This is a genomic window from Rhizobium aureum, assembly GCF_030182495.1.
Classification (GTDB): domain Bacteria; phylum Pseudomonadota; class Alphaproteobacteria; order Rhizobiales; family Rhizobiaceae; genus Rhizobium; species Rhizobium tropici_C.
The window spans coordinates 261,135-285,194 of record NZ_JAQJCI010000007.1 but is presented as its reverse complement, the minus strand read 5'-3'; the positions used below and the strand labels follow the sequence as shown (position 1 = coordinate 285,194).

Here is a 24,060-nt window from a genome sequence, read left to right as displayed (position 1 = left end):
AACCCTTCGGGTTTACGCTGGTGACGCGGGGTGGAGCAGCCCGGTAGCTCGTCAGGCTCATAACCTGAAGGCCGCAGGTTCAAATCCTGCCCCCGCAACCAATTACAAAAAAAGCCCGCTTCAAGCGGGCTTTTTGCGTTCTGCCAACGCCGAAAGCATCCAACCAATCAGCCCCCAGAAAAAAGCCTAACCAAACCACGCTCCACAATACAAAGCCGCCTAACAAAACAATAACCTCCCCAAGCACTAAACAATCGCTGGCCCAAAGCATAAACGCAAATCCCAATCCTAGCGCCGCGTGCCCTTACCCTTCAGGCTTCAGAATACAGCATTGCTCCGGCACCGGCACGAGCATCGCGCTGCTTCCGGCAGCCATCGGCTCCGATAGGACGCCATTGGCGACGATAGTACCGGCCGCTGTTTCGCATTGATACTGATAGGCGCGGCCGAGATAGGTGCGTGTTCCCAGAACCGCCGGCAGGCCGTCGCCTTCGCGTCGAACGGAAAGCCCGTCCGCGCGGCAGCCGAGGACAAAATTGTTCGGGATCGGCCCGAAATCTTCCTGCGACAGAGTGATCCTTGCGCCCCCTGCAGCCTCCGCCGTCACCAGTGTACCTGTCCGCTCGACGACCCTCAACGGCAGCAGGTTTTCGAAGCCGACGAAGCGGGCGACGAAGCTGTTGGCAGGCTTGCGGTAGAGGGTCTCGGGTGTATCGAGCTGCATGATGCGCCCGGCATTCATGATGGCGACGCGATCGGAGATCGAGAAGGCTTCTTCCTGATCATGCGTCACATAAAGCGAGGTCGTGCCGTTGGCGCGCTGCAGCTGGCGGATTTCCACGCGCATGTCGACCCGGAGCTTCGCATCGAGATTGGAGAGCGGCTCGTCGAACATGAGGAGTGGCGGCTCGATGACGAGGGCGCGAGCGAGCGCGACGCGCTGCTTCTGGCCGCCGGAAAGGGCGCCGGGCAGGCGGTCACCGAGGCTGGAAAGGCCGACGCGGTCCAGCATGGCGCTGGCTTTTATGAGGCGCTCCTTCGTCGGCATGCGGCGCTGCTTGAGGCCGAAGGCGACGTTCTCGAGTACCGTCAGATGTGGAAACAGCGCGTAGTTCTGGAACACCAGGCCGATATCCCTGGCATGCGCCGGCAGTGTCGTCAGATCGCGGTCGCCGAGCTTGATCGTGCCGCTCGTCGGCTGCAGGAAGCCGGCGACCAGCCGCAAGGTCGTCGTCTTGCCGCAGCCGCTCGAGCCGAGTAGCGAGACGAGTTCGCCCGCCGCGACCGAAAGCGAAAGATCCTGCAGGACGGCCGTCTTGCCGTAATGGGCGCTGATGGAGTTGATGGAGAGCGATACGGTCACGGGCGGCTACTTTGTCAGGAGGGTGAGACCCAAGGTCGCTTCGACGATCGCCATGACGGCGACGGTGACGAGCATCAGCAGCACGGAAACCGAGGCGATGGTCGGGTCGAAGAACTGCTCCATATGGGCGAGAATCTGGATCGGAAGGGTGGAGATGCCCGGGCCGGTCAGGAAGACCGAGACCGAGACATCGTTGATCGAGGTGATGAAGGCGAGGATGAAAGCGGCAATGACGCCGGCGCGGATATTTGGCAGCACCACGGTCATGAAGGTCTTCAAAGGGGGGCAACCGAGGCTGATCGCCGCCTCCTCGATGGAGAAATCGAAACTTGCGAGACTGGCGCTGACGACGCGCACCGAATAGGGCAGCACCAGCAGCGCATGGCCGATCAGGAGACTCGGGAAGATCGGCAGCCCTAGCCCGATCGTGATCGATTTCATCAGCGAGAAGCCGAAGACGATTTCCGGAACGAGGATCGGCAGGACGAAGAGGGTTGAAAGCCAGCGCGGTAGTTCGACCCTGTAACGGCTGATGGCATAGGCCGCTGGAATGCCGAGCAGCAGCGAAAGTGCCGTTCCGAGGAAGGCAAGCTCCAGGCTGGTGATCGCCGTCGTGCGGAAGGCCTCGATCTGAAAGATGTTCGAAAACCAGTGCAACGTCAGGCCCTGCGGCGGGAAGGTGAGATAGGTCGTGTCGCTGAAGGCGGCGCCGATGATGATGACGAGCGGCACCAGCAGGAACAGGAAGACGAGGGCCGTGAAAGCGATGAGTGCGGGATGGACCGTTCTTGTCATGATCACACAGCCATCGGGTTCAGCCGTCGTGCGAGACGGCTCATGATCGCGACAATTCCGATCGTGACGACCACCATGATGGCGGCGATCGTCGAGGCGCCGACCCAATCGAAGGTGACCATGGCGCGCTGATAAAGGAAGGTGCCCATCATCATCTGCTTTTCGCCGCCGAGCAGCTGCGGCGTGGCGTAGGAGGTGAAACTGCCGGTGAAAACCAGCACGGCGCCGACGATCAGGCCCGGCGTTGCCAGCGGCAGGATGACCTGGCGGAAGGTTGCGGCCGGCGTAGCACCGAGCGACGTCGCCGCCTGGATGAGATCCTGCGGTATGCCTTCAAGCACGCCGACGAGGGTCAGGATCATCAAGGGCACGAAGAGATAGACCATCGCGACGATTACCGAACCCTCGGTGTAAAGCATCGAGAGCGGTTCGCTGATGACGCCGATCGACAGCAATATTGTGTTGAGAATGCCGTTCTTACCGAGAATGATCAGCCAGGCGAAGGAGCGTACGACGACGCCGGTCAGCAACGGAAAGACGGCGGCGATGATCATCACGCTTTTGGCGCGGCCCGGCATCTGCGCGATCACATAGGCGGCGATGAAGCCGATAAACAGCGAGATCGCTGTCGTGATCAGCGCCACTTCGATCGTCCTGAAAAGCACGGTGCGGCGAAAGCCGCTGGAAAAGAAGGCGACATAGGGGGAGAACACCCCCTTGGGTTCGCCGAAGGTCGCTGCAATCGTAATGACAACGGGAACGAGCAGGAAGAGCGTTACGGCCACGATCGCCGGCGTCGCCAAACCCCATTTCATCAAATGCTTCATCAACCGAATTCCGTGAGAACGCCGCATGCGTGTACGGCATGCCCTGTTACATGCCGAAGATCTCGTTCCAGCGATCGACCCAGTCCGACTGCGCCTCGATCAGCTTCCGATAGTCGATGCGGCTAAGCTTGGCGATCATCTCGGCACCGTAGGTCCAGAGCTTGGCCTTTTCCGCCGGCAGCACCACCTTGGTTGAGACCGGAGCGTCGACGCCCTGTTCGGCTTCCGCCTGCTGCACGTCCTTCGACAGGATGAAGTTGATGAACTGGTGCGCGAGCTCGACGTTTTCCGAGCCCTTTGGAATATTGACCGTGTTGAGGACAGCGATATCGCCCTCCTTCAGGTCGGCCCAGGCCATCGTCGGAACGGCTGATCGCAACGATGACAGAACAAAATCCTGCGTGATCGCCACCTTGGCCTCACCCGTCGAGATCAGGTTCACCAGTTCGGAGCCGGTATTGTAGTTCTTGACGACGTTCGGCTTCAGCGCCTCGATGGCTTCGAAGGCCTTGTCAGCATCGGCGTACGGATCGGCGCCGGCATGCTTGCCGGCTTGGAGCACCGTCAGCGGTCCGCCTGTCGTGGTGATGCCCGGCAGCGAAATGGCGCCCTTCAGGTCGTCGCGCCAGAGATCGTTCCAGGAGGTAATCGGCGGGTTCAGCTTCGCCGTATCGTAGACGATACCGATGCGGCCGATCGTGTAAGCGGGGCCGTAATTGCCCTGCGGTGCCTTGGCGATATCGTAGAGATCGGCAAGGTTGGAGAGCTTGCTGCGGTCGACTTCCTGGAAGAGACCCTGCTGTATGCCGAGCTGCGAATAGCTATCTGTGAGATAGATGACGTCGACGCCCTTGCCTCCGCGCAGTTTCAGCTTGTTGAGGCGGTCGGCATTGTTGCCGGTTTCAAAGACGACCTCGCAGCCGCAGATCTTCTTGAAGGGCTCGATGATGTTGGCCTTCATCTTTTCGCCATTATAGCCCCACCAGGAAACAGTCAGTGTCTTTGCCTGGGCAAAGGCCGGCGTGGCGGCCGCTGCTGCAAGAATGGCAAATCCCGCGACGCGGGCAATGGAGAGGCCTTTCATTCTCGAAATCCTTTTGGTCAATGAAATCGGACATATGTTTCAAGCTTGCAGGATACTATTTTTCGAGCACCGGCTTTACAAGCCCAACAAATGGGCAGGGTGGTGGGTTTTTGCCTTTCATAGGATGAATACCGGTGGCGTCATGATGCAGTGCTGGATTATTGAAGTGCCTGAGATCATTGGGCTTCCTTAGGTCAACCGGTCGGCTTTACAGGCTCGTCCCTCATCTCTACCCTCGGCTGATCGATTTCACTGGCTGGCATGCGTCTCATGACATCCCCGAACACAAATCTTCCCGACGACCTGCTCGTCAACGCGGCGGATGAAGTGCGGATCCGTCAGGATCTGACGCTGACCGCGCTCGGCCGCCGACCGGCGGATCGCCTGCTGCGTGTCGGCAAGCTCTTGGATGTGCATAGCCGCAGCTGGCTGGATGATCAGGAAATCGTCATCAAGGGCCGGCGCATCGCCTATGTCGGCCCGGCCGGCAGTTATCAGGGGGAAGCGAGCGAGCGTGTGCACGAACCGCATCTCGCCGCCGTTCCCGGTTTCGGCGAAGCGCATAAGCATATTGAAAGCTCGCATCTTACGCCGGAATGGGAAGCGGCTTTGGTCATGCCGCATGGCGTCACCTGGACTTGTGAGGCGAGCCATGAATTTTCCAATGTGAACGGCGCCCGCAATCTGGAATTCTGGCTGGAAGCACGCCGCCGCGGCTCGCCGATGAAGATATTTCCCTTGCCGGGATCGGCCGTGCCGCCGACGGCTTACGAATGGGGCGGCGGTCACTTCGGCTATGACGAGCAGAAATCGTTTCTGAGTGAAAGCCTGATGGTGGCCGGTCTCGATGAGGTCATGGACTGGCCTTCCGTCAGTAATCCCGAGAATCCGGCTTATGATCGTCTCTGGGGCATGATCCGCGCCACCTTCGAACAGCGCGGCGTCGTCGAAGGCCATGGCGCGGGCCTGCGCGATCTGGCGTCGATCAATGCCTTTGCCGGCGCCGGCCTGGCCTCCGATCATGAAGGCTGGTTTCTCGACGAGATCTGGGAAAAGCTGACGCATGGCCTCTTCATCGAACTCCGTCCGCATTCCCTGCCCGAGGTGATCAAGGGCTTGATCGAGAAAGGCCTGTCCGACTGGTCACAGATCGCCTTCGTTACCGATGATCGCAGCGCCAGCGATACGCTGAAGATCGGTGCGACGGATTATAATGTCCGCCTTGCGATCGAGAATGGATTGGCACCCGAAATCGCCATTCAATGCGTGACGATCAATCCCGCCCGCCACATGCGGCTGACGCCATGGGTCGGCTCGACTGCGCCCGGCCGTTTTGCCGATATCGTGCTGCTGGATGACGTGAAGACGCTATCGATCGCCAAGGTCTGGGCCGATGGCAGGCCCGCATCCGAAGGCAAGACTTTCATCGGCGTCCGGCCGGAGATCGATTGGCCGGATTGGGCGACGCGGACGGTGCGCCTTGATCGGGTCGTTACGGCAGAAGATTTTCGCATCGCCGCCCCATCGGATGGGGTCACGGCCAAGGCTGCATTGCTGCGGCCGTTCCATTGGGCAGATGATTTCATCACCATGGATCTGCCGGTCCGCGATGGCGCCGTGCAGCGCGATCATGATCGTAACGTCACGAAATTCGCGATCGTCGACCGTTTTTCCGGCGAAGCAGAGGTCGCGCGCATGTTCTGGCTGGGCACGGGCCCGCGCACGCCGAATACCGCGCTCGGCTCGACGCTCGGTCACGATAAGCACAATATCTGGGTCGTGGGTTCCTCCGATGAAGCCATGGCCATGGTCGCAAACGCGCTAAAGGAACAGCAGGGTGGCTGGGTGCTGGTTTCGGGCGGAAAGGTCGTCGCCCGTGTCCGTTACGAAGTCGGCGGCCTGATGACGGCGCGCTCGGCCGAGGAACTGGATGCGGAGATGCAGGCGCTCTATAAGGCCGGCGCCGAGATCGACTGGATGTATGAGACGACCTTCTCGCCGCGGTGGTGGCCGGGCTTTCCCGAGCGGCTTTCCTTCGCGACGCTTACCTGTGCGCCCTGGCGCTGGGTTTTGGTTGCTCCCTCCGAGAGGGCGCCGGAGGGTTTCGTCAATGTCGCGACCGGTGAAACTCATCCCATCGTTTGGTGAGGAATATCCACTTTCCTTAATAAGAATATCCGCGCTCAAGCCGCCGCTTAAACGAATCACCTTATCTCGCCAGGTTGCAGTTCGATCGAGCCTTGACGGCTTGAGCATGCTCCTTAATTATCCATTTGGTTACTTGTGGCGCGGTGCGACCATGCGAGAGGACGAGGATAACCGTTGACGCACGTAGGCGGCGCTGTCGGGAAACCAGACGGAGGAGAAAACTGTGGTGGCCGTTGACAACGATGCGCCGCGGATCGTGTCGGCGTTTTCCACGCTGGGATGCGCGGAATTCGAATTGGATGAAGCGCTCGGCTTGGCGGCACGCCATGGTCTGGATGCTATCGAAATCCGTGCTCTTGGCGGCACGATCGATCTTTCTGCTTATTTCACCGAAAGGTTCGGTTCTCCGTCCGGCCTGGCCAAAGTGCTGCAGGCCTCTCCTGTTAGCGTATGCGCTTTCAATACCTCGCTGCGTCTTGTCGGCGCGACATCGCAGGCGAAGGAGGAGTTCCTGCGCTATCTTCCCTGGGCGGAGGCCGCCGGCGTCCGGTCACTGCGGGTTTTCGATGGCGGCGAAACCGGTGATGACGGCGAAATGGCGGAAGCGCTGTCGACGTTGCAATGGTGGAAGGAGACGGCCAGGCGTGAAGGGTTCCGCGCCGATATCATCATCGAGACGCACGATTTCCTCGCGCTGACCGATGCCATTCCCCGGTTCCTTGAAATGGCGCCCGATTGCGTGCTCCTTTGGGACACACATCACACCTGGCGCAAGGGTGGGCAGGATCCCGTCGAGACCTGGAAGCAGGTTCGCAACAATACACAGCATCTTCATGTGAAGGACAGTATCTCCAAGCCGGGGCCGAGGCTGCCGTATCGTTATGTTCTGCCGGGCGAGGGTGAGTTTCCCATGGCTGCACTGCGCGCGGTGCTTGCCGCGGACGATTATACTGGTGTCATGAGTCTGGAGTGGGAAAGACTGTGGCATCCGGATTTGCCGCCCCTGGATTTAGCTGTGCAATCCGCGCAGCATAATGGATGGTGGTTCCAGACGCCGCGGTGAATAGTTGTTGAAGTTTACTAATATTTTAGCTTAGTTTCATATAAGAAGGCGCCGCAGCAGTTGACTTTGCCGCGGCTCGCTAATTAATATATTAGAAATAGTTAAATAATAGCTTGTCGCCGCACGGCGCCGGGTTGATTACGATCGGTGCAACGTTTCCAGCTCGATGAAGGGGACCTCGGTGACATGGGGTTTGTGGGTGTCTGGAAGATGGAAAAGACGGATTTTAGACACCAGAAATCCGACGCTTCGGGGTCACGCGCGCTGTTGCCGGCCGTCGCTTCCTGTTTCCGAAGTTCCGGCCACAGCCGGCTCCCCTGCGAAGGGCTACGCGATGAAGGATAGTCCGAGCCTCGGAGAGGAGGGACATAGAGCCCTGATTTTGAAGGCGATCGCCGAAGGTGGCCTGGGTTTTGCCGCGCAATGGGTCCATGACGTCGCAAATGCCGGCGAAGTCTTCTATGCGGAAAGCCTCGCGCGCGTTACCGATGCGGACGGCACGGTGCACACCGCCGGCACATTTGTCTCCTTCCTCGAGCGGCAGGATCGCTGGTTCGATCTTGATCTGCGTATTCTTGATATGGTGCTCTCTGCTTTGGCAGAGGATGAAAGGCTGGTGCTCGGGGTCAATCTGAATGCGGCTAGCCTGTCCCGCTCCGATCGGTTTTCCGATGTCTTCGGCCGCATCAGCCGCAAACCGGAGCTTGCCCCACGACTCATTGTCGAGATCACGGAAGGCTATCCGGTCATCGGCGCCTCCATAGAGCGCATGAAGATGATCCGCGCTCTTGGCTGCCGCATCGCGATAGACGATTTCGGATCCGGCTTTGCCACGCCGGCGTCGCTGTTGCCGGTAGCCGCCGATATCGTCAAGGTCGACGCCGCCTTCGTACGGGACAACAGGCGCGGTCGCGACGGAAGCGACAGTCTTTCCCATCTTGTCGGCTTTGCCGCCTGCTTTGCGCCCGTCGTCGTCGTTGAAGGCATCGAAACGAGCTCGCAGCTTGACGCTGCGCGGGAGGCTGGTGCAACGCATGCGCAAGGCTTCTTCCTGTCGCAGCCGGTTTCGTTGGCGCAGCTTCGCCGCGGCAAGGGGAAGGCCATTTTGCGGGGGGTGGGATGAGTATTGCCGCCATTATCCCGCCAGGCATGGCAGCAAGGTCGCCTTCGCGGGTGTCGCCGTGATGAAGCAACCGGCCCTTCGCTGACCGGGATTCGAGCGCCTGAAAGACGGCGCAATTTGAAACGGCGGGATGTCCGGCAGCGGGCGTCGCGCATGATGCAATTCGGGCGGGGCGGCGCGCGAGGAACCAGATGAAATTCGGGAAAAGATCATGGATTCTTTTAGCGAGAGAAAAGTGCCCACCCAGCTGCAGCCGCGCCCTCTGTTCGACAGCTGCGTCAAGATTGTTTCGGCCTATGTCAGCCACAACGCGGTTCCGCTTCACAGCCTTCCCAGGCTGATCAAGGATGTCCACGAAGCGCTGCAAGCCTTGGATGCAGGCAGCACGACTGTCGACCGTGCCAATCTGGTGCCGGCGGTGGATTTGAAGAAATCGGTGACGAACGACTACATCGTCTGCCTTGAAGACGGCAAGCGATTCAAAACGCTGAAGCGTCACTTGCGCGTGCATTATGGGATGACGCCGGAAGAGTATCGCCAGAAATGGGGATTGGCACCCAATTATCCGATGGTTGCGCAGAACTATGCGAACCGCCGTTCGGAGCTGGCGAAACTGTCCGGCCTCGGCGCCAATGGCAACAAGAAGGAAAGCGTGCGGTAGGGCTTGTTGCAGTCAGTCGCCGCAAGAAGAATGGCGCCCGGAAAGGGCGCCGTCGCTTTCGGATATGGAGGCCGGATCGCGAAATCGACGTATCGGCCGACATGGCAGGTCAGAAGACCTGACGCAGCGCGATGAACAGCACGAAGGCCAGCGCGATCGAGGCCGGCAGCGTCAGGATCCAGGCCATCAGCATGTTGCGCACGGTCGACCATTGCAGACCGGAACCGTTCGCCGCCATGGTGCCGGCGACGCCGGAGGACAGGACGTGGGTGGTGGAAACCGGAAGGCCGAGATGGTCGGCCGCACCGATCGTCAGCATGGCAACGACTTCGGCGGCAGCACCCTGGCCATAGGTCAGATGCGTCTTGCCGATCTTTTCGCCGACGGTGACCACGATCCGCTTCCAGCCGACCATGGTGCCGAGGCCGAGCGCGAGCGCGACGGCGACCTTCACCCAGAGCGGAATGAACTTGGTCGCATGATCGACGGCGGCGTGGTAGCTGGTCACGGCCTTGAGGTCGTCGGCGCTCATCGGCAGCAGCTTCTGCTTGTCGATGAGCTTCAGCGATTCACCGATCAGGTAGATATCGTTACGAACGTTGCCAACGAGGCCGTTCGGCAGCTTCTCGACGCTCGGATAAGCTGATATCTCGGCGCTGGTGGCGTGGATATAGGCCTGGAGCGCCGGAGTCGTCGCGTCCGTCCAGGTCTTGCTCTTGACGGCGTTGCTGACTGCAGCCTTCGGATCCGCCGGCACGGCAACGCCTGGTTTCACATACTTGCCGAGTACGGTCTCGACCTGCGTCGAGGCAGCCTTGTAAGCTTCGAGATAATTGACATCGGGCGTACGGTTCAGCGCGAAGGCAGTCGGTACGAGGCCGATGAGAATGAGCATGATCAGACCCATGCCCTTCTGGCCGTCGTTGGAACCATGAGCGAAGCTGACGCCGGTGCAGGTGAAGATCAGCAGGCCGCGGATCCAGACCGGCGGTGGCGCATTGCCCCTTGGCGCCTCATAGAGTTCCTTGTTGCGGATCAGCACCTTGGCGACCAGCAGCAGCAAAGCGGCCGCGCCGAAGCCGACGATCGGCGACAGCAGCAGCGACATGCCGACGTTGCTTGCCTGTGACCAGTCGACGCCGCTGGTAGCGGAGCCGGCGGGTGCCAGGAACTGGTTGGCGAGACCGACGCCGATGATGGAACCGACAAGCGTGTGCGAGCTCGATGCCGGCAGGCCGAGATACCAGGTGCCGAGATTCCAGATAATGGCAGCGGTCAGAAGCGCGAAGACCATGGCGAGGCCGGAGCCGGAGCCGACCTGCAGGATGAGCTCGACCGGCAGCAGCGCCAGAATGCCGAAGGCGACCGCGCCCGACGAAGTGAGAACACCGAGGAAGTTGAAGAAGCCGGACCAGATGACGGCGAATTCAGCCGGCAGCGAGCGGGTGTAGATGACCGTGGCAACGGCATTGGCCGTATCGTGGAAGCCGTTGACGAATTCGAAGCCAAGCGCGATCAAAAGCGCCAGACCGAGCAGAATCCACGGAACGGCGGCCGCATCGGCAAGGTCGCTGCCGAGGGCATAGCCGACATAGGCGAGGCCGCCGAGCACGACCAGACCGAAGAGCGGCAGAAACCATTTTGCCGAGGCCCCGGCGCCGTGAATGGGGTGATTGGCGTTGCCACCCTCGGAAGTGGTTGAAGCGAGGTCGACCATCCCAAACTCCTTTATGGCCATTGATATCCTCGGTGTAAGCCTCGTTCATGAAACTCTCGTGACGCGCGAGAGGGCGGATGGCAGCCGTATCAGTGGAAGGCAGGCGCTCTTTACGGACATATGGCTCCGACCTGCCGTCTTGATTTTGCCTCCAAAAGGCCTTTTTCGGTTCAGCCGTCGTTCATACGTCTGGGGGTTAAATCCTGCATGTAAGGGACTTGGATAGAGGGCCATCAAAATGAGATCGTCCGTGATTACCATCGCTGCCTTGCTCGGCAGTCTGGTTGTATCTTCGGCAGAGGCAATGCCTATCCCAGCCGTTGGGACAACGGCCTCCGTGCCGGTTGTGAAAGTGGATTATGCCTGCGGTCGTGGTTGGCACCTGACGCGTTGGGGCGAATGCCGCCCGAACCGCTGGGGCCCGCCGCCGCGGCGTTGGGGTTACTACAGACCGCCACCGCCGCCGCCATGGGGCTGGCATGGCCATCGTCGCCACTGGCGCGATGACTACGGCTGGCGCGATCGGCGAGGCTACTGGTGATCAGGCTGTGAAATGACAAACACCGTCGTGTTTCGCGGCGGTGTTTCCTTATGGATACGGCTGAGGTCGCAATGCCTGTGCCGTGAGCCATAATGCTACGATAACGACGAGCACTGCGGCCACGATGGTCGCAAGGCTCCTGGCGTGCAGGATGATATCGGCGGGCTTCGGGCGGATGAGATCGGCCGTATTGAAGCTCTCGCCGCTGAATTTGCATAAGGTGAGCGAGAGATTGTTGCGCACCAGCGCCGTGTCGATATCCGAGACGATGTCGCCGACCGCTGCCTTTTCGTCCTTCATCGTGCGCATCTGGAGCAGCACCGCCTTCCCCGCTGCAAGATAGGCATGCGAACATTCGTTGAACGGGCTTTCTTCGTCGCTGACGCTGCCAGGCATCATGCCCCAGAGACAATAGGCCCGCTGGATCTGTGCGAAATTCAAGAGGCGCTGGAAGGTTTCGTCGGTGTCGGATGCGCTTTCGGCAAGCGAGATGATCCGCCCGTAATAGGGCGCGATCACAGCCATCTCACCATGGCTGAGGCTAGGTATCGGGATGCCGGCCTGGCGTCCGGAGGAGCCGCCACCATGCGCGGCGGCTGCAAGCGGCCAAGCCGAAATTATGAGACAAACAATTGCAAGCAGGGCGCCGTTTGAACGCCGGTGTTTCCCGCGCATGTTGTTATGCGCGGGATGCGAGCTACGTATAAGGCTAAGTCCGGCGCAGGGACGCATTGCGATAGCGCGGCTGCGGCAGCTGGTGTTCCGCCCAGGCTCCGAAGGCGAGCCCGAGTGTCGTCCAAAGGATGGCATGCATGCCGAGCGAAGTGATGCGGAAGCGCCAGAGCACGACGGCCGAGAATTGCTCGGGCACTTCGTTGATGGGAGGAAGCAGGTATTGGATCAGCGCAATGAAGACGATGTAGCCGATGCCGGCAATAATCACTCCGTTCCAGGAACCATATCGCGCCGCCAGCCGGCGACCGAAGCCCACGGCGATGATCATGCCGACGACGGAGGCGACGATCATGATGAAGAACAGCTCGGTTCTCGCGCCGATCGTATCGGGATTGCCGACCGCCGGCGGGTTCGCCGGATACTTGATGTCGGGCACGAGCGAAATCGTCACGAAGGCGGCGAGCGCAAGCAGTGCTGCCGTGCCGCGCGCGCCGAGAGGGCTGACGCGACCGTAGACGAAGGAAAAGACCAGCGCGAACAATCCGCCGATCGCCGTCGAAAAGATTACCGCGCCGGTGAGAAGACCAGGACCAGCCTGTGTGGCGCGGCTGACGATTTCGGGCTCCGGCGCTTCGCCGGCGGCTTGGGCAGCCTTTTCCTCAAAGCCGATGGCCCAATCGACCAACGGTTCACCAAAGGTATGGGCAAAGGCAAAAACGAGAATACCGGCAAGAGCCCCGACGATCATGCCGCGGAGCAAAAGACGTCCAACCATGTGCTTGACCCCTTAGTGGCAGGGGAAGCCGAGAAGGTGACGGGCATCATGCACGAATTCATGCACATACGTGCCCGAGAAGAGCGAAGTCGCGCCTTCTTCCGCGCCGATGAAATAGATCGCAAGCAGCATCAGCAGGCCGGCAAAAATGGCCCAGGGCAGGATCTGGCCGAGCGGAATCGGCTGCGGAATTGCGGATGCGGCAAAAGTGGTGTCGGACATTGTATTTCCCTCTTTAAGAAAAGCGCGTTCCATTTGCGGAAGGGTTCTTGCGGGAAGGGTCTGGCTCTCGAAGATGGAACTTGTCCGCCTTCGATTACAGTGGCGCGACCGCGCCGGGATTACACCGGCTTCCACACCCGCAAGTGCAAGTTTATATCTATTTGCAAAGATGGTTGTCAATCAAGCGCCACCGCGATGTGAAATCGCGACAAGAGCGCGTCAGGGGATGGAGTTGGGGAGTCTCATGAAAACGCGTTTGAGTTGGATTTGCCATGGGGCGACGCAGGCCAATCGGAATGGCTGCTTTCCCGATGATGAACCGTTGGAGGTCAAGGCCACACAGCAGGCTCAGTCACTGTCCTTCGGCCTTGGTGCGATCGATCGAGTCTGGACGAGCCCCGCCTTGCGTGCTCGCCAGACAGCCAGCGTCCTCGGTCTCGACGCCATTCCGGACGTCGCCTTGCGCGAATGCGATTATGGCGACTGGCGCGGGCAGTCGCTTGCCGAATTGCATGAAAAGGATGCGGAATCTCTGACGTTGTGGATGGCGGACCCATCGGTTGCGCCGCATGGAGGCGAATCCCTGTCGGCGGTCATGAGGCGTGTCGGCGAATGGATGGGAAATCATATCGAGGATGCCGGCCATATCGTCGTCGTCACCCATGCGAGCGTCATCCGCGCTGCCGTTCAGCATGTGCTGCAGGCACCGGCAGCCGCATTCTGGGCAGTCGACGTCGAGCCGTTCGGCGTCGTCGAAATGACGAGCGACGGTCATCGCTGGCAGCTCCGCTTTCCGAAGATGGCGGCATAGAGGAATTCCCGCAAAGTGCGAAGCGGTCCTGATTCTGTTTAAAACGGAAGTGCTCTGGCGATCAGCGGGCCGCCTTTGCCCGCCGCCGTTCGACATGGATGAGATAGGCGGCCATGCCGAAGGTCATCACGGCCAGTCCATACCAGGTGATGGCATAGACGAGATGGCTGTTATGGAAGGTGATCTGTGTCAGCCCTCCTACGGGCAGCCCGCCCGGATTTTTTGCGTCGTCGGCATCGATGAAATAAGGCGCCACGTTCTCTAGGCCGCGGGCCTTTGCGATCGCAGTTACATCGCGTGAATACCAGCGCTCCTCCGCCGGCATGTTCGAACGAAGCAGCGTGCCCTTGGGCTCGTTTATCCGCAGCAGGCCGGTAATGGTGGTTTCACTCTCGATCTGGCCCTCGGGGCGCGTAACCGGACTGCGCTTCTCGGTCGGCACGAAGCCGCGATTGACGATGATGGTCGTGCCGTCGGCGAGCTTCAGCGGCGTCAAGATCCAATAGCCGGGACCGAGCGTGGTCGAGGCATAGACCTGCGCTTCCTTGTCATTGAGGAAAATGCCGCTCGCCTGGACGTGCCTGTATTCGGAGTTTTCGGCGTTGATACCAGCCCATTGCGCCGAACCGGGCGCCTGAACCGGCGGCGCATGCACGCGCGCATCGACCCTGGCGATCAGATCCAGCTTCCAGTGCAGCCGCTTCACCTGCCAGGTGCCGAGACCGATGAGGAGGCCGGTCAGAAGCAGAAGCAGCGATACCCAGACGACCAGCGTCAGCGTCGAGCGCGGTTTGCCCTGAGATGTGCTCGAGGAAATATCGGTCATGGCGCTGGTCTCCGGGGAGGCGCTGCCGCATGATGTCGAGCGGTTCAATTCTCTTCGCTGAAGATCATGCGCGGTCGGGAAGATTTGGCTGCGGCTCCTGGCATTTCAGGCATGCATCGGGCAGCATCCGGCGGAATTTTCGCGCCGGGAAGAGGGCGGGCCCTCGCTTGAAGGCCCGCCGCTTAGTCTTAAGGCATGTTGCGCATCATCTCGGGCGACATGGGCATCATGTTCGCGTTGAGGTGATGCATGACCCAGAGCGAGCCGGAAAGGGCGATGATGACGATCACGATCGTAAAGATCAGCGCCATCATGTTCCAGCCGCCTTCCGAGTGGGTGTTCATGTGCAGGAAGTAGATCATGTGCACGACGATCTGGATCGCGCCGAGGATCATGACGATCGCGCCGGTGACGGCCGGGTCGGGGATGACCTTGGCCATGACCAGCCAGAAGGGAATGGCGGTCAGGATGACGGAGAGGATGAACCCCGTCATGTAGCTCTTGAAGGTGCCGTGTGCCGCCTCGTGGCCGCCATGATGATCGTGGCCGTGGGCGTCGGCGGAATGATGCGAATGGTCTGCGTTCGAGCTCATCCGAGAACTCCCATGAGATAGACGAGGGAAAACACGCCGATCCAGACGACGTCGAGGAAGTGCCAGAACATCGAAAGGCACATCAGGCGGCGCTTGTTTTCCGTGATAAGGCCGTAGCGGCCAACCTGCACCATCAGCGTGATCAGCCAGACGATACCGGTGGTGACGTGCAGACCGTGCGTGCCGACCAGCGTGAAGAAGGCCGACAGGAAGGCGCTGCGCTGCGGGCCGGCACCGTCGAGGATCAGGTGATAGAACTCATAGAGTTCGAAGAAGATGAAGAGGGCGCCGAAGATGCCGGTGATCGTCAGCCAGATCAGCGTGCCCGACTTGTTGTCCTTCTCCATTGCCAGCATAGCGAAGCCATAGGTGATGGAGGAGAAGAGCAGCATCGCCGTGTTGAGGGCGACGAGCGGCAGCTCGAATAGATCGGCCGGCGACGGGCCGGCCGCATAGCTGTGGCCGAGCACGGCGAAGGTGGCGAAGAGGACTGCGAAGATCAGGCAGTCGCTCATGATGTAGATCCAGAAGCCCAGCATGGTGCTGCCTTCCGGATGATGCTCCTCCTTCAGATAGAAGGCGGGTGTTTCGCCGTCCATGGGAGCTTGTGCGGAGTGGGTCGTCATAGTCTTACACCTGTCCTGCGAGCTGCTTCGTACGCTCGTTCTCGGTCTTAACGACCTCGTCGGCGGGGATGTGGTAGTCGCGCTTGTAGTTGAAGGTATGGCCGATCGTGATGACGATCATCGCGACGAAGGTGATGGCTGCAAGCCACCACATGTACCAGATCATACCGAATGCGAAACCGATCGAGAGAACGCCGAGAATGATGCCGGTGCCGGTGTTCTTCGGCATGTGGATCGGAATGAAGCCTTCGGTCGGCCTGACGTAGCCGCGGTTCTTCATGTCCCACCACGCGTCGTGATCGTAGACGATCGGCGTGAAGGCGAAGTTGTAGGCCGGCGGCGGCGACGAAGTGGACCATTCCAGTGTGCGGCCGCCCCAGGGGTCGCCGGTATGGTCGCGAAGCTCTTCGCGCTTCATGAAGCTGACGGCGAGCTGGATGAGGAAGCAGGCGATGCCGATGGCGATGAGGCCGGCGCCGAAAGCGGCGATGATGAACCAGATCTGCAGCGACGGATCGTCGAACTGGCTGACGCGGCGCGTCACGCCCATCAGGCCGAGGATGTAGAGCGGCATGAAGGCGAACCAGAAGCCGATCTGCCAGAACCAGAAGCTCATCTTGCCCCAGAAAGGATCGAGCTTGAAGCCGAAGGCCTTCGGGAACCAATAGTTGACGCCCGCGAACATGCCGAAGAGCACGCCGCCGATGATCACGTTATGGAAGTGGGCGATCAGGAACAGCGAGTTGTGCAGCACGAAGTCGGCCGGCGGAACGGCGAGCATGACGCCGGTCATGCCACCGATGGTGAAGGTCACCATGAAGCCGACAGTCCACAGCATCGGCGGCTCGTAGCGGATACGACCGTGATACATTGTGAACAGCCAGTTGAAAAGCTTCGCACCCGTCGGGATCGAAATGATCATCGTCGTGATGCCGAAGAAGGAGTTGACGCTGGCGCCCGAGCCCATCGTGAAGAAGTGGTGCAGCCAGACGAGGTAGGAGAGGATCATGATCACGCAGGTGGCGTAAACCATCGAGGCGTAGCCGAAGAGGCGCTTGCCGCAGAAGGTGGCGACGACTTCCGAGAAGACGCCGAAGGCCGGCAGGATCAGGATGTAGACTTCCGGGTGGCCCCAAATCCAGATGAGGTTGACATACATCATCGGATTGCCGCCGAGGTCGTTCGTGAAGAAATTCGTGCCGGCGTAGCGATCGAGGGTCAGCAGGGCGAGCGTGGCGGTCAGGATCGGGAAGGACGCAACGATCAGGATGTTGGTGCAGAGCGAGGTCCAGGTGAAGACGGGCATTTTCATGAAGGTCATGCCCGGCGCGCGCATCTTGACGATGGTGGCGATCAGGTTGATGCCCGAAAGCGTCGTTCCGATACCCGCGACCTGCAGGCCCCAGATATAATAGTCGACGCCGACGTCAGGACTATAGGCGATGCCGGACAGCGGCGGATAGGCCAGCCAGCCGGTCTTGGCGAATTCGCCGATGAAGAGCGAAATCATGATGACGATCGCGCCCGCCGTTGTCATCCAGAACGAGAAGTTGTTGAGGAACGGGAAGGAGACGTCGCGGGCGCCGATCTGCAGCGGCACGACGAGGTTCATCAAGCCGGTGACGAAGGGCATCGCCACGAAGAAGATCATGATCACGCCGTGGGCAGTGAAGATCTGGTCGTAGTGATGCGGCGGCAGGTAACCCTCGGATCCGTTGAAGGCGATCGCCTGCTGCAGTCGCATCAGCAGCGCGTCGGAAAAGCCGCGCAGCAGCATGATCAGCGCCAGCACGACATACATGATGCCGATCTTCTTGTGGTCGATGCTGGTGAACCATTCCTTCCAGAGATAGCCCCAGAGGCGGAAATAAGTCAGCAGGCCGAGAAGGGCGATACCGCCGATGGCGACGCCGATGAAGGTCACGACGAGGATCGGTTCGTGATACGGGATCGAGTCGAGCGTCAGCCGACCGAAGATGAATTTATAGAGGTCCGGGTTGGAAAACATGGATTGCCTCTGTCCCTTATGAATGTCTTGTTATTGAGCGCACCGGATCAGTGACCCTGATGCTGCGCCGAACCGGTCGACGAATCGGAAGAAGAGCCGTTGCCCATATCCATGCCCGACATGGAGTTGTCTCCATGCTGCATGGTGTGGCCGGCGCCGCCGTCGGCCTTGACTGGCGTGACCTCGGTCGAGGCGCCATCGCGATTGTCGTAGATCAGGCGCTCGCGGTTTTCGTGGCTTTCCTTGCCGCCGCCGCCCTTGGCGTCGATATGCATCATCTCGCTCATGCACATTTTGCTCGGATCGGCGCACATGTTGAGGATGGCGTTGTAGAGACCATCGTCGACGGCGTTGAAGTACTGCACCGGGTTGCGCTCGCTCGGCTTGGCAAGCGTCAGGTATTCCTGGCGGCCGAGCGCCGTCCCCTGGCTCTTGGCCTTCTGGACCCATTGGTCGAAACCGGCCTGATCCAAACCGTGGAACTTGAAGCGCATGTTCGAGAAGCCGGCGCCGCTGTAGTTGGCGGACAGGCCCTGGAATTCGCCGGGATGATTGATGACGGCATGCAGCTTCGTCTCCATGCCCGGCATGGCGTAGATTTGGCCCGCCAGCGCCGGAATGAAGAAGGAGTTCATGACGGCCGAAGCCGTGATCTTGAAGTTGATGGGCCGGTCGACCGGAGCCGCCATCTCATTGACGGTCGCAATGCCGTATTCCGGATAGAAGAACAGCCATTTCCAGTCGAGCGCGACCACTTCCACCGTCAGCGGCTTGACATCGGCGCTGAGCGGCTTGTCGGCGGCAATGCGATCGAGCGGACGGTAGGGGTCGAGCTGGTGCGTGCTGATCCAGGTCACCGCGCCGAGCGCGATGATGATGGCAAGCGGAGCGGACCAGATGACCAGCTCCAGACGTGTCGAATGATGCCAATCCGGCTCGTAGGTCGCTTCGTTGTTTGACTGGCGGTATCTCCAGGCGAAGAACAGCGTCAGGAAGATCACCGGGATGATGATGATCAGCATCAGCACGACCGAGACGATGATGAGGTCTCGCTGCTGCATGGCGATATCGCCGGAGGGAGCCATCACCACCAGATTGCAGCCTGACAGCAGCAAAAACAAAGGAATGATGGATAAACGGCTGAGAATCTTCGATAGTCTTGGCACGTCTTAAAGCTCTTTTTGTTTCGACCCTACCGCGACTAAAGGACGGCGGTCATGAACGATATGAGGTGTTTCGTCGCACCGCAGCAAGCTCGGGTGCGTTGCGGTATGGAATGCTGTCCCACCTATCCGCAAAACCCTGAGAAATCCAGAAGGTTTCCGCGAGGCTCTTCGCTTTTGTCGCCGCCAATATACCCGGATCGGAACAAATGGCTATCGCCGCCGGTTTCTGCTTAGACGGAATAGGGCGGCAAAAGCGGAAAAGAACCCGATTTGATCGCTAATTTGCGAATTATTTCATGCTCGATACTTGATATGTTCGCAGGTTTGATCGACATTTTCATTACGCGCGAGTTCGTGGAGGAATTCGCGCTCGGAGAGGGAGGCTCCCGCGCATGGTCAGCGTTACGCATGAATCATTGAATCCCACATCTTCAACGCTTGAGAGCGATGCCCGCAGCATGCATGCGGGCGGCACCGTCGCTCCCGGCAATATCGCCATAGGCGTGATCATCGGTCGCACGTCCGAGTTCTTCGATTTCTTCGTCTATGCCATCGCATCAGTCCTGGTCTTCCCGAAGCTGATCTTCCCCTTCGCCGATCCGCTGCATGGCACGCTCCTTTCCTTCCTGGTTTTCTCACTCGCTTTCATCGCCCGTCCGATCGGTTCGTTCATCTTCATGGCGATCGACCGCACCTACGGTCGTGGCGTGAAGCTGACGATCGCGCTGTTCCTGCTTGGCGGCTCGACGGCGGCGATGAGCTTCCTGCCCGGCTATTCGGAAGTCGGCGTCTATGCGATCATCCTGCTTGCCATTTTCCGCATCGGCCAGGGCCTTGCGCTTGGCGGTGCATGGGACGGCTTGGCTTCGCTGCTGGCGCTCAACGCACCGACGAACCATCGCGGCTGGTATGCGATGATCCCGCAGCTCGGCGCCCCGATCGGCTTCATGCTGGCAAGCGCTCTGTTTGCCTATTTCGTCACGAGCCTCACGACGGCGGACTTCCTCGATTGGGGCTGGCGCTATCCCTTCTTCTGCGCCTTCGCCGTCAACGTCGTCGCACTCTTCGCCCGCTTGCGTCTGGTCGCCACCGAGGAGTTCGGCACGCTCTTGGAGCGTCATGAGCTCGAGCCGGTGAAGATGACCGAACTGCTGCGCGTGCATGGTCGCGACGTCCTGATCGGCGCCTTCGTGCCGCTGGCAAGCTTTGCGACCTTCCATCTGGTTACGGTCTTCCCGCTCGGCTGGGTCACCCTCTACAGCGAGCAGACCCCGGGTTCGTTCCTGCTGGTAGAGTTCCTCGGCGCGATCTGCGGCATTCTCGCCATCATCTGTTCCGGCATGCTCGCCGACCGGATCGGTCGCCGCAACCAGCTCGCTATCGGTGCCGTGCTGATCGCCTGCTTCGCTTTCGTCGCGCCATGGCTGCTCGATGGCGGGATCACGGGCCGTCACATCTACGTGGTTCTCGGCTTCACGTTGCTCGGTCTCTCCTTCGGCCAGGCAGCCGGCGCCAGTGCTTCCCGTTTCAGCCAGAACTACCGCTACAGCGGCTCGGCCCTCGTGTCGGATCTGTCCTGGCTGATCGGTGCCGGCTTCGCACCTTTCGTGGCGCTTGCCCTCTCCAGCCAGTTCGGCTTGGTCTATACGAGCCTGTATCTGCTGTCGGGTGTCGTCTGCACGCTGGTCGCGATCTTCTTCAGCAAGACGCTGGAGACGCGCGACAACTAGGTCAGATTCGCGAAATGAAACAAGGCTGCGGCATAAAAGTGCCGCAGCCTTTTTCGTTCAGGCTGAATGCAGGAGCCACGCGATCAGCGGTGCCGCCAGCACGTTCGTCAATCCCACCAGCACCATGACGAGACCGGCGATCGATCCTTCCTCGCGCCCGATCTCATGCGCCTTGGCGACACCGATGCCATGTGCCCCCATGCCGTAAAGTGCACCGCGGGCCATGCCGGACTTCAGCGGCAGCAGCTTCAGCAGTGCCTGGCCGGCGACGGCGCCGAACAGGCCGGTGATGACGACGAAGATGGCTGTCAGGTTGGGGACGCCGCCGATATCGCCTGAAACCACCATGGCGAACGGCGTGCTGATCGAGCGCGGCATCAGGCTGAGCCGCAGGTTCGCATCGAGGCCGAGAAGGCTTGCAAACCCCCAAGCCGAAACCATGGCCGTGGCACTGCCGACGATCACGCCGAACAACAGGACTGGCCAATAGCGCTTGATGAGACCGCGCTGTTCGTAGATCGGTACGGCGAACGCGACGGTCGCAGGCCCGAGCAGGGCCAGCAGCCAACCGCTGTCATGCATATAATCCTGATAGTTCGCATGCAGCATGAGCGCGGTCGCAATCAAAGCCGCCGGTGCCGCCACCAGCGGTGACAGCCAGAGCGAAGGTCGACGCCGATAGAGCATCTTGGAAAGATAATAAAGTCCGATCGTCGCCAGCGGCCAGAACAGGCCGGCTGCCAGACTTTCAATGCTGGGCATGGCTGGGTGCTCCCTGGCGCATCATCAGCCGGTAGCCGAAATCGATCGCTATCGCGGTGACACCCATGACGATGATGGTGCCGGCGAAGATCACCGCAAGCACTTTAAGCCCGATGATGCCGATGAATTCGCCATGATCGAGCAGGGCCAGCACCGCCGGCACGAAGAACAACAGCATTTCGGCGAGAAACCACTCCGCGCCACGCTTCATACTCGCCAGTTTCACCTTGCCGCTCGCAAACAGTACTAGCACCAGCAGCATGCCGACGATGGCGCCGGGTATCGGCAGATGTGCCAGGCGGACGATGGCTTCGCCCGCTTGCCAGAAGGCAAGCAGCAGCAGGATCTGAGCGAGGCAGCTCAATTTCGGATGGTTCTTTGGGTCGATACGCATAGAAAGCTCGGGAAAATCTGTCGGCCCGACAATAGGCGTTTCTGCCCTATGAAGAAAATGAATTGATTTCATAAAACCCAGTCCTATAAGGAATAGTAATGGAACTTCGAACGCTAAAAGCCTTCGTCGAAGTGGTGCGCCAGGGCGGCTTTTCGGAAGCCGCCAAGGTGGTGTTCACAACGCAATCGGCCGTCAGCAAGGCCGTGCGCCAGCTGGAGGACGAGCTTGGCCTGCCGCTGCTGAACCGCATCGGCCATCGCACGACAATGACGGATGCTGGCGAGGTGGTTTATCGTCGGGCAATTGCGATCCTTGCCGGGCGCGACGATCTGCTGGCGGAATTGTCGGAGCTTCGTGGGCTCTCGCGCGGCGCCCTCCGGCTTGGTCTGCCGCCGATCGGCAATGATGCACTATTTGCGCCGGTCTTCGCCGTCTTCCGCAATCGTTATCCGGGCATAGAGATCAGGCTGGTAGAACAAGGCGCCAAGCGGCTGGAAGAAATGGTACTGGCCGATGAGGTCGATCTCGGAGCCTCGCTGCTGCCGATGCCCGATGTCTTCGAGTGGCAGACCGTGCGCTGCGAGCCGATGCATGTCCTCCTACCGTCGGCACATCCGCTCGCCGGGCAGCAAACGGTGCCGCTGGCGGGGCTCAAGGACAACCCCTTCCTCCTCTTCGAAACCGGCTTCGCGCTGAACGGCATCATTCTCGACGCCTGCCGCGCGGCCGGCTTTGCGCCTGACATCGCCGCGCGCTCGAGCCAGATCAATTTCATCATCGAACTGGTTGCTGCGGGCCTCGGTGTAGGCTTCCTTCCGCGGCTGATCGCTGAACAGCGCCAGCGTTCGGGCATCGCCCATGCGCTCGTCGTCGAACCGGGCATGGAGTGGAACATGGCCTGGATCTGGCGGCGCGGCGGATATCTGTCGCATGCCGGCCGTGCCTGGCTCGACCTCGCTGCTGAGATAGCGGCGAAATCTTGACTCTATTCTCAAACTTTTGTGATAAGCGGGAACGACCGTAAACTTGAAATAAGCGGTCAGGAAAAATATAGGCTATTCCAATGCCGCTTCAGGCGGTGACTTTCAAGCGAGAGGACTTAATGACTTTTTCCTTTACTCATCTCACCAGTGCGCTGGCGCTGGCCGCAGGCCTTGCGGTTGCCCCGATGATGGCGAATGCCGCCGATTCCGAAGGCATCGTCGTCTACAATGCCCAGCATGAGACGTTGACGCAGGCCTGGGCTGATGGCTTCACCAAGGAAACGGGCATCAAGGTAACGATCCGCAACGGTAGCGACATGCAGTTCGCAAACCAGATCGTCCAGGAAGGCGCGGCTTCGCCTGCCGACGTCTATCTGACGGAAAATTCTCCGGGCATGGCGTTGGTCGATGCCAACAAGCTTTTTGCCCCGGTCAATGCCGATACGCTGGCGCAGGTGCCGGACACCTTCAAGGCCGCCGACGGCAATTGGATCGGCGTTGCCGCCCGTTCCACCGTCTTTGCCTATGACAAGACCAAGCTGAAAGAAGCCGATCTGCCGAAGTCGATGCTCGATCTCGCCGATCCCAAGTGGAAGGGCCGCTGGGGCGCTTCCCCGGCCGGTGCCGATTTCCAGGCGATCGTCAGCGCGCTGCTTGAGCTGAAGGGCGAGGACGCGACCCGCGCCTGGCTGAAGGCGATGAAGGAAAATGCCAGCTTCTACAAGGGCAACAGCGTCGCCATGAAGGCCGTCAATGCCGGCGAGGTCGAAGGCGCTGTGATCTATCACTATTACTGGTTCGGCGATCAGGCCAAGACCGGCGAAAACAGCAAGAATGTCTCGCTGCACTATTTCAAGAACCAGGATCCGGGTGCCTTCGTCAGCATTTCCGGTGGCGGCGTTCTCGCTTCCAGCCAGCATCAGAAGGAAGCCCAGGCATTCCTGAAGTGGATCACCGGCAAGGGCGGTCAGGCCGTCCTGCGCGATGGCAACTCCTATGAATATGCCGTCGGCAACGGCGAGGCTTCCAATCCGAAGCTCGTTCCACTCTCCGACCTGCAGGCACCGAAAGTCGAGCCTTCGAAGCTGAACAGCAAGAAGGTTACCGACCTGATGACGGAAGCAGGGCTTATCTAAGGCAAAGCCCTTGCCGCGGCGCCTTTAGGGC

The 24,060-nt window shown here is 60.2% G+C and carries 24 protein-coding genes and 1 tRNA gene; 10 read left to right on the top strand and 15 right to left on the bottom strand.

The window, feature by feature from the left end; translation table 11 throughout:
* Positions 1-24 precede the first annotated feature (24 nt).
* Positions 25-101 (top strand) — tRNA-Met (locus PH552_RS19170).
* Positions 102-304: 203 nt separating this feature from the next.
* Here PH552_RS19170 and PH552_RS19165 read toward each other — a convergent pair.
* The 4 genes from PH552_RS19165 to PH552_RS19150 are packed head-to-tail and all read right to left on the bottom strand — an operon-like array spanning position 305 to position 4,069.
* Positions 305-1,363, bottom strand: coding sequence for an ABC transporter ATP-binding protein (locus tag PH552_RS19165; RefSeq protein ID WP_169643945.1), 1,059 nt, complete (start codon positions 1,361-1,363; stop codon positions 305-307).
* Between the two features lie 6 nt (positions 1,364-1,369).
* Positions 1,370-2,161 carry an ABC transporter permease gene (locus PH552_RS19160; RefSeq protein ID WP_113250960.1) on the bottom strand — a complete coding sequence of 264 codons (792 nt, stop codon included), beginning with the start codon at positions 2,159-2,161 and terminating at the stop codon, positions 1,370-1,372.
* Positions 2,161-2,985: an ABC transporter permease gene (locus PH552_RS19155; protein ID WP_112401148.1), complete on the bottom strand. Its 825-nt coding sequence runs from the start codon at positions 2,983-2,985 to the stop codon at positions 2,161-2,163. The genes PH552_RS19160 and PH552_RS19155 overlap by 1 nt, the downstream gene beginning before the upstream one ends.
* 46 nt (positions 2,986-3,031) lie before the next feature.
* Positions 3,032-4,069, bottom strand: a complete 1,038-nt coding sequence (locus tag PH552_RS19150) for an ABC transporter substrate-binding protein (RefSeq protein WP_285166241.1) — start codon at positions 4,067-4,069, stop codon at positions 3,032-3,034.
* Positions 4,070-4,339: 270 nt separating this feature from the next.
* Between PH552_RS19150 and PH552_RS19145 the strand changes: the two genes are divergently transcribed.
* From PH552_RS19145 to PH552_RS19130, 4 genes are all read left to right on the top strand, one after another.
* Entirely contained in the window at positions 4,340-6,217 is a 1,878-nt protein-coding gene (locus tag PH552_RS19145; protein ID WP_113250865.1) for an adenine deaminase, read from the top strand.
* A 226-nt stretch (positions 6,218-6,443) separates the two neighbouring features.
* Positions 6,444-7,280 (top strand): sugar phosphate isomerase/epimerase family protein, encoded by an 837-nt coding sequence (locus tag PH552_RS19140; protein ID WP_285166240.1) that lies wholly within the window; start codon positions 6,444-6,446, stop codon positions 7,278-7,280.
* Between the two features lie 334 nt (positions 7,281-7,614).
* Complete coding sequence (locus tag PH552_RS19135) at positions 7,615-8,403, top strand: EAL domain-containing protein (RefSeq protein WP_113250867.1); 789 nt, start codon at positions 7,615-7,617, stop codon at positions 8,401-8,403.
* Positions 8,404-8,614: 211 nt separating this feature from the next.
* The gene (locus tag PH552_RS19130; protein WP_285166239.1) at positions 8,615-9,064 is read left to right on the top strand and encodes a Ros/MucR family transcriptional regulator; all 450 of its coding nucleotides are present in this window, start codon (positions 8,615-8,617) and stop codon (positions 9,062-9,064) included.
* A gap of 109 nt (positions 9,065-9,173) precedes the next feature.
* Here PH552_RS19130 and PH552_RS19125 read toward each other — a convergent pair whose 3' ends face one another.
* Positions 9,174-10,781, bottom strand: coding sequence for an inorganic phosphate transporter (locus PH552_RS19125; RefSeq protein WP_113250869.1), 1,608 nt, complete (start codon positions 10,779-10,781; stop codon positions 9,174-9,176).
* 238 nt (positions 10,782-11,019) lie between these two features.
* Between PH552_RS19125 and PH552_RS19120 the strand changes: the two genes are divergently transcribed.
* Complete coding sequence (locus tag PH552_RS19120) at positions 11,020-11,322, top strand: GCG_CRPN prefix-to-repeats domain-containing protein (protein WP_113250870.1); 303 nt, start codon at positions 11,020-11,022, stop codon at positions 11,320-11,322.
* Positions 11,323-11,370: 48 nt separating this feature from the next.
* On the opposite strand, the gene PH552_RS19115 is transcribed toward PH552_RS19120, so the two are convergent.
* The 3 genes from PH552_RS19115 to PH552_RS19105 are packed head-to-tail and all read right to left on the bottom strand — an operon-like array spanning position 11,371 to position 12,994.
* On the bottom strand, positions 11,371-11,997 hold the full coding sequence (locus PH552_RS19115; protein ID WP_285166237.1) for a hypothetical protein: 627 nt from the start codon (positions 11,995-11,997) through the stop codon (positions 11,371-11,373).
* A gap of 34 nt (positions 11,998-12,031) precedes the next feature.
* Complete coding sequence (locus PH552_RS19110) at positions 12,032-12,772, bottom strand: CbtA family protein (RefSeq protein WP_113250872.1); 741 nt, start codon at positions 12,770-12,772, stop codon at positions 12,032-12,034.
* Positions 12,773-12,784: 12 nt separating this feature from the next.
* Positions 12,785-12,994, bottom strand: coding sequence for a CbtB domain-containing protein (locus PH552_RS19105; RefSeq protein WP_113250873.1), 210 nt, complete (start codon positions 12,992-12,994; stop codon positions 12,785-12,787).
* 244 nt (positions 12,995-13,238) lie between these two features.
* On the opposite strand from PH552_RS19105, the gene PH552_RS19100 reads away from it, so the two are divergent.
* Positions 13,239-13,805 (top strand): histidine phosphatase family protein, encoded by a 567-nt coding sequence (locus PH552_RS19100; RefSeq protein ID WP_112341795.1) that lies wholly within the window; start codon positions 13,239-13,241, stop codon positions 13,803-13,805.
* Between the two features lie 61 nt (positions 13,806-13,866).
* Here the strand turns inward: PH552_RS19100 and PH552_RS19095 are convergent, their stop codons facing one another.
* The 5 genes from PH552_RS19095 to cyoA form a co-directional block, all read right to left on the bottom strand.
* Positions 13,867-14,631, bottom strand: a complete 765-nt coding sequence (locus PH552_RS19095; RefSeq protein WP_113250874.1) for an SURF1 family protein — start codon at positions 14,629-14,631, stop codon at positions 13,867-13,869.
* Positions 14,632-14,819: 188 nt separating this feature from the next.
* On the bottom strand, positions 14,820-15,224 hold the full coding sequence (gene cyoD / locus PH552_RS19090; RefSeq protein ID WP_285166236.1) for a cytochrome o ubiquinol oxidase subunit IV: 405 nt from the start codon (positions 15,222-15,224) through the stop codon (positions 14,820-14,822).
* Positions 15,221-15,850 (bottom strand): cytochrome o ubiquinol oxidase subunit III, encoded by a 630-nt coding sequence (gene cyoC / locus PH552_RS19085; RefSeq protein ID WP_113250875.1) that lies wholly within the window; start codon positions 15,848-15,850, stop codon positions 15,221-15,223. The genes cyoD and cyoC overlap by 4 nt, the downstream gene beginning before the upstream one ends.
* Before the next feature lie 4 nt (positions 15,851-15,854).
* Complete coding sequence (cyoB, locus tag PH552_RS19080; RefSeq protein WP_113250876.1) at positions 15,855-17,858, bottom strand: cytochrome o ubiquinol oxidase subunit I; 2,004 nt, start codon at positions 17,856-17,858, stop codon at positions 15,855-15,857.
* A gap of 47 nt (positions 17,859-17,905) precedes the next feature.
* On the bottom strand, positions 17,906-19,024 hold the full coding sequence (gene cyoA / locus PH552_RS19075) for a ubiquinol oxidase subunit II (protein WP_113250877.1): 1,119 nt from the start codon (positions 19,022-19,024) through the stop codon (positions 17,906-17,908).
* 392 nt (positions 19,025-19,416) lie between these two features.
* Between cyoA and PH552_RS19070 the strand changes: the two genes are divergently transcribed.
* Positions 19,417-20,754: an MFS transporter gene (locus PH552_RS19070; RefSeq protein ID WP_112341802.1), complete on the top strand. Its 1,338-nt coding sequence runs from the start codon at positions 19,417-19,419 to the stop codon at positions 20,752-20,754.
* 57 nt (positions 20,755-20,811) lie between these two features.
* On the opposite strand, the gene PH552_RS19065 is transcribed toward PH552_RS19070, so the two are convergent.
* Positions 20,812-21,516, bottom strand: a complete 705-nt coding sequence (locus PH552_RS19065; RefSeq protein ID WP_113250878.1) for an LrgB family protein — start codon at positions 21,514-21,516, stop codon at positions 20,812-20,814.
* On the bottom strand, positions 21,503-21,910 hold the full coding sequence (locus PH552_RS19060) for a CidA/LrgA family protein (protein WP_112341804.1): 408 nt from the start codon (positions 21,908-21,910) through the stop codon (positions 21,503-21,505). The genes PH552_RS19065 and PH552_RS19060 overlap by 14 nt, the downstream gene beginning before the upstream one ends.
* A gap of 98 nt (positions 21,911-22,008) precedes the next feature.
* Between PH552_RS19060 and PH552_RS19055 the strand changes: the two genes are divergently transcribed.
* Together PH552_RS19055 and PH552_RS19050 are read left to right on the top strand one after the other, a co-directional pair.
* Positions 22,009-22,893: a LysR family transcriptional regulator gene (locus tag PH552_RS19055; protein WP_112341805.1), complete on the top strand. Its 885-nt coding sequence runs from the start codon at positions 22,009-22,011 to the stop codon at positions 22,891-22,893.
* A 119-nt stretch (positions 22,894-23,012) separates the two neighbouring features.
* A complete protein-coding gene (locus PH552_RS19050) occupies positions 23,013-24,029 on the top strand; it encodes an iron ABC transporter substrate-binding protein (RefSeq protein ID WP_112341896.1) in 1,017 nt (338 codons plus the stop codon).
* Positions 24,030-24,060 lie beyond the last annotated feature (31 nt).

Coding starts and splice junctions, on each gene's coding strand:
- PH552_RS19155 (WP_112401148.1), bottom strand. CDS start 2,985: ATGAAGCATTTGATGAAATGGGGTTTGGCGACGCCGGCGATCGTGGCC.
- PH552_RS19150 (WP_285166241.1), bottom strand. CDS start 4,069: ATGAAAGGCCTCTCCATTGCCCGCGTCGCGGGATTTGCCATTCTTGCA.
- PH552_RS19145 (WP_113250865.1), top strand. CDS start 4,340: ATGACATCCCCGAACACAAATCTTCCCGACGACCTGCTCGTCAACGCG.
- PH552_RS19135 (WP_113250867.1), top strand. CDS start 7,615: ATGAAGGATAGTCCGAGCCTCGGAGAGGAGGGACATAGAGCCCTGATT.
- PH552_RS19130 (WP_285166239.1), top strand. CDS start 8,615: ATGGATTCTTTTAGCGAGAGAAAAGTGCCCACCCAGCTGCAGCCGCGC.
- PH552_RS19125 (WP_113250869.1), bottom strand. CDS start 10,781: ATGGTCGACCTCGCTTCAACCACTTCCGAGGGTGGCAACGCCAATCAC.
- PH552_RS19120 (WP_113250870.1), top strand. CDS start 11,020: ATGAGATCGTCCGTGATTACCATCGCTGCCTTGCTCGGCAGTCTGGTT.
- PH552_RS19115 (WP_285166237.1), bottom strand. CDS start 11,997: ATGCGCGGGAAACACCGGCGTTCAAACGGCGCCCTGCTTGCAATTGTT.
- PH552_RS19110 (WP_113250872.1), bottom strand. CDS start 12,772: ATGGTTGGACGTCTTTTGCTCCGCGGCATGATCGTCGGGGCTCTTGCC.
- PH552_RS19105 (WP_113250873.1), bottom strand. CDS start 12,994: ATGTCCGACACCACTTTTGCCGCATCCGCAATTCCGCAGCCGATTCCG.
- PH552_RS19100 (WP_112341795.1), top strand. CDS start 13,239: ATGAAAACGCGTTTGAGTTGGATTTGCCATGGGGCGACGCAGGCCAAT.
- PH552_RS19095 (WP_113250874.1), bottom strand. CDS start 14,631: ATGACCGATATTTCCTCGAGCACATCTCAGGGCAAACCGCGCTCGACG.
- cyoD (WP_285166236.1), bottom strand. CDS start 15,224: ATGAGCTCGAACGCAGACCATTCGCATCATTCCGCCGACGCCCACGGC.
- cyoC (WP_113250875.1), bottom strand. CDS start 15,850: ATGACGACCCACTCCGCACAAGCTCCCATGGACGGCGAAACACCCGCC.
- cyoB (WP_113250876.1), bottom strand. CDS start 17,858: ATGTTTTCCAACCCGGACCTCTATAAATTCATCTTCGGTCGGCTGACG.
- PH552_RS19070 (WP_112341802.1), top strand. CDS start 19,417: ATGGTCAGCGTTACGCATGAATCATTGAATCCCACATCTTCAACGCTT.
- PH552_RS19065 (WP_113250878.1), bottom strand. CDS start 21,516: ATGCCCAGCATTGAAAGTCTGGCAGCCGGCCTGTTCTGGCCGCTGGCG.
- PH552_RS19060 (WP_112341804.1), bottom strand. CDS start 21,910: ATGCGTATCGACCCAAAGAACCATCCGAAATTGAGCTGCCTCGCTCAG.
- PH552_RS19055 (WP_112341805.1), top strand. CDS start 22,009: ATGGAACTTCGAACGCTAAAAGCCTTCGTCGAAGTGGTGCGCCAGGGC.
- PH552_RS19050 (WP_112341896.1), top strand. CDS start 23,013: ATGACTTTTTCCTTTACTCATCTCACCAGTGCGCTGGCGCTGGCCGCA.